The sequence below is a fragment of the Faecalibacterium sp. genome (genome assembly GCF_052358865.1).
GTDB classification, from domain to species: Bacteria; Bacillota; Clostridia; order Oscillospirales; family Ruminococcaceae; genus Faecalibacterium; species Faecalibacterium butyricigenerans.
On the sequence record NZ_DAWCVJ010000138.1, the window covers coordinates 1 to 3014 of the forward strand.

Annotated in this window: 4 protein-coding genes; 1 reads left to right on the forward strand and 3 read right to left on the reverse strand. The window is 46.9% G+C overall.

Annotated elements, in window-relative coordinates; all coding sequences use genetic code 11:
- Together ACT8X9_RS13215 and ACT8X9_RS13220 are read right to left on the reverse strand one after the other, a co-directional pair.
- Positions 1-890: glycosyltransferase family 4 protein (locus ACT8X9_RS13215; RefSeq protein WP_444269304.1), on the reverse strand; the 890-nt coding region annotated here is incomplete at its 3' end.
- Between the two features lie 70 nt (positions 891-960).
- Positions 961-1923: an Rpn family recombination-promoting nuclease/putative transposase gene (locus ACT8X9_RS13220; protein WP_097792453.1), complete on the reverse strand. Its 963-nt coding sequence runs from the start codon at positions 1921-1923 to the stop codon at positions 961-963.
- Positions 1924-2162: 239 nt separating this feature from the next.
- On the opposite strand from ACT8X9_RS13220, the gene ACT8X9_RS13225 reads away from it, so the two are divergent.
- On the forward strand, positions 2163-2642 hold the full coding sequence (locus ACT8X9_RS13225; RefSeq protein WP_444269305.1) for a flavodoxin: 480 nt from the start codon (positions 2163-2165) through the stop codon (positions 2640-2642).
- A gap of 79 nt (positions 2643-2721) precedes the next feature.
- Here ACT8X9_RS13225 and ACT8X9_RS13230 read toward each other — a convergent pair.
- Positions 2722-3014 (reverse strand): VOC family protein (locus ACT8X9_RS13230; protein WP_444269306.1); only part of this gene is annotated, 293 nt, incomplete at its 5' end.

Genomic DNA, 3014 nt, shown 5'->3' on the forward strand with positions numbered 1-3014 from the left:
ATCGCCTTCAGTTCGCTGCTTCCGGCATTCTCAATGAACCAGCGGAGATTTTCCTTGATCTTATCGTACTCTCCCGGCTCACAGCAAAGACCGCCATGGGTATCTTCGATCAGGCACCGAATCTCGGAACCCGATTCCAAAACGCCAATCACCGGCTTTCCCGCCGCAGCCAGACCATAATATTTCGACGGACAGCTCACACCTTTGATGCCTTTTGCATTCACGCACCAGTGAACATCGCCAGCGTTCAGGCTGTAGATCAGGTCCGCTTTATCCTGATATGGGATAAACGTCACATTATCCATGTGGTGCTCTTTTACATACAGCACCAGCTTATCCAGCACAGAACCCGCACCAACAAAGGCAAATACGACCTCTCGACCATCCGCAGTTTTTGTCCCCGGCTTGAAGTGCTCCACGACCTTGATAAGATTCTCCAAGTCGTAGTACAAACCAATGTTGCCGGAGTACATAATAACAAACTTACCAGCCAGACCGTACTTTTCTCTGAAAGCTGTAACTTTCTCATTATCCTCCGGCAGCGGATAGATCTCGTTCTCATCGATCCAGTTGTTGATCATGACCGTCTTGGGCACTTTTTTGCCCTTGAAGCGATTTTCTACTGTTTCCACCAAATCGCGGCCAACTGTGATCACAAGGTCGCTGCGCTTGCAGCTAAACTTATCGAACCACATCATGGCATCGGTAATCAACTTGCTTTTGGTGTAGCCAACAGCCAACACCTGTTCCGGGTTGAAGTCCTGAATGTTGTAGATGTACTTAGCGTGTTTTACCCACTTGCCCCAGACACCCAGCAAGCCGCCCGATGTCAAGTCTTGGACAACTTTTTTCACAAATAAATTTGAAAAAGCGCAAAAAATAAGCCCCACAAGGCTTTCAATCGGTTTTGTGAACCAATTTGAGCCTTGTGGGGCTTATCTGCTCTATATAGTATTTGTCTTATACTGCCTGCAACGGCGTGTCATCCATTACTCTCTTGAACTGCTCTACGCTCATATTAGCATCCTCGGCAGCCTGCTCGATTGTAATGCGGCCTTTTCTCACCTGCTTCACAAGCATCCTGAGTTCGCCTCGTTCTTCGCTTTCGTTCATCATTTCCTCAACAGCTTTGCACACATCAATCACCTCCGCGCCCTCTGGAATATCCAGCGGTGTATTCGTAACTGCTTTAATAACCCTCGCCGCGTTTGCTTCTATCAGCATACGCGGATTATCAGTCAAAAATTCAGATAAGCGTTTCTTATCTTTGGAATACTTAATATACCCAATTACCTCTCTCAGACTTGAAGAGAATCTTTTCAAGTCCTCCGCGCTCAGCTTTGCAGGGTCGATCAGATGAATCTGATAGTCCTGCACAAAGTTCAGAAGATTCTTATTTTTAACCGCCATCATCTCATGGAGTGACAACGGCCCATCCCATTCATTTGCGCCAAAGTGAAGCACAAGCGTGATAACAGGCGTAATCTTATCTTCCTTGTAGAATCCAGAAAGATATTCACCACGGCTATGCCCTTTTGAATCCCCCTCACTTGCGCGATGCTTGGCTGCAATATCAGCCACCTGTTTGCCGTACTGGAGAGCATCATAAATGATGTTTCTAACGGGCATTGCATAATGAATGTCAGTCTGATTTTCGATTCCCAGTAAAATGTATGCAGCCTCATCATCCTGTTTAATGATTGCTGATTTCAGCACATCACGGTATTTCTGAACTGCTTCTTCTGGCTGCTTTCCCTCTTCATCCTGTGATCCAAACGGTAATGCAATCTCCGTAGTATCCAGTTCTTGCAGTTGTTTAGGGTCTACAACCGCCTCACCGCCATAGATCAAGTAATTAAACGCATCTGCAAACACAGAATTATCTTTCATATAGGCTTTAGTCACGGTATCAGCTAATCCCATTGGCTTACACCTCCTTGTCGTAGTCAATAGTAGCTTTGTCCGCCATTGTAATTCTATCTTACCATAAACCGCCCATCATATCAAGCTGTGCAACTCCCTCAAAGTCCTTAAATTTTTACGAACAGTTGTCCATAATATAACATTGTTGCTGATGTTATATCATGGGCAACCGCTTGATGCCGCTCCCCTGCCGTGCTATACTTACCCTATACAAAATCATCAAGAGGGAGTGCATTGCCATGATCAAAAGACTTGTCGCTTACTTTTCTGCCAGCGGTGTCACCGCAAAAGTTGCCGAAAATCTGGCGGATGCCATCGGTGCAGACATTTTTGAGATTCAGCCGGAAGTGCCATACACCAAGGCCGATCTGAATTGGATGGACAAGAAGGCTCGCACTACCATCGAAATGAGTGACCCAACCTCTCGCCCTGCCATCGCTGCCAAACGTGATAACATAGACGAGTATGACACCATCTTTGTCGGCTTCCCTATCTGGTGGTATGTTGCTCCGACCATCGTCAATACATTTTTAGAGAGCTACAACTTAAAAGGTAAGACCATCATCCCCTTTGCCACCTCCGGCGGCAGCGGCATGGGTAAGACCAATGAAAAACTTGCGCCGAGCTGCCCTGGGGCAAAACTGCTGCACGGTAAGGTGTTCAACTCCTATTCCAGCAAAGCCGACTTGTCTGCATGGGTAGAAACGCTGAGCCTGTAACTTTCACATTCCTGCGGAATGAAACGCCCTCATAGCTGAGAAGATTTACGAATCCTCTCAACTATGAGGGCGTTGTTTTTTATTCATGCAGTTCCAAGGGCAGGCCATCCGGGTCAAAGAAAAAGGTCATTTTCTTTTTGGTGTAGCTATCTAATCGAATCAGTTCACATTCAATTCCCATCTGCGCAAGTTCTTCCACGGTAGCTTCCACATTCTCCACCCGGAACGCCAGATGCCGCAGACCGCAGGCTTCCGGCCTGTTTACACGTTTGGGTGGGTTCGGCTCTGCAAAAATTTCCAGTTCAATCACATCGGCTCCGTCACCGCCACACAAATCCAGTTTCCAGTCATTCCGCTCCTTGCGGTAGTTTT

What these genes read in the sequence shown, in the direction of transcription:
- ACT8X9_RS13220 (WP_097792453.1), bottom strand. Translation starts at nt 1,923, where the DNA reads ATGGGATTAGCTGATACCGTGACTAAAGCCTATATGAAAGATAATTCT.
- ACT8X9_RS13225 (WP_444269305.1), top strand. Translation starts at nt 2,163, where the DNA reads ATGATCAAAAGACTTGTCGCTTACTTTTCTGCCAGCGGTGTCACCGCA.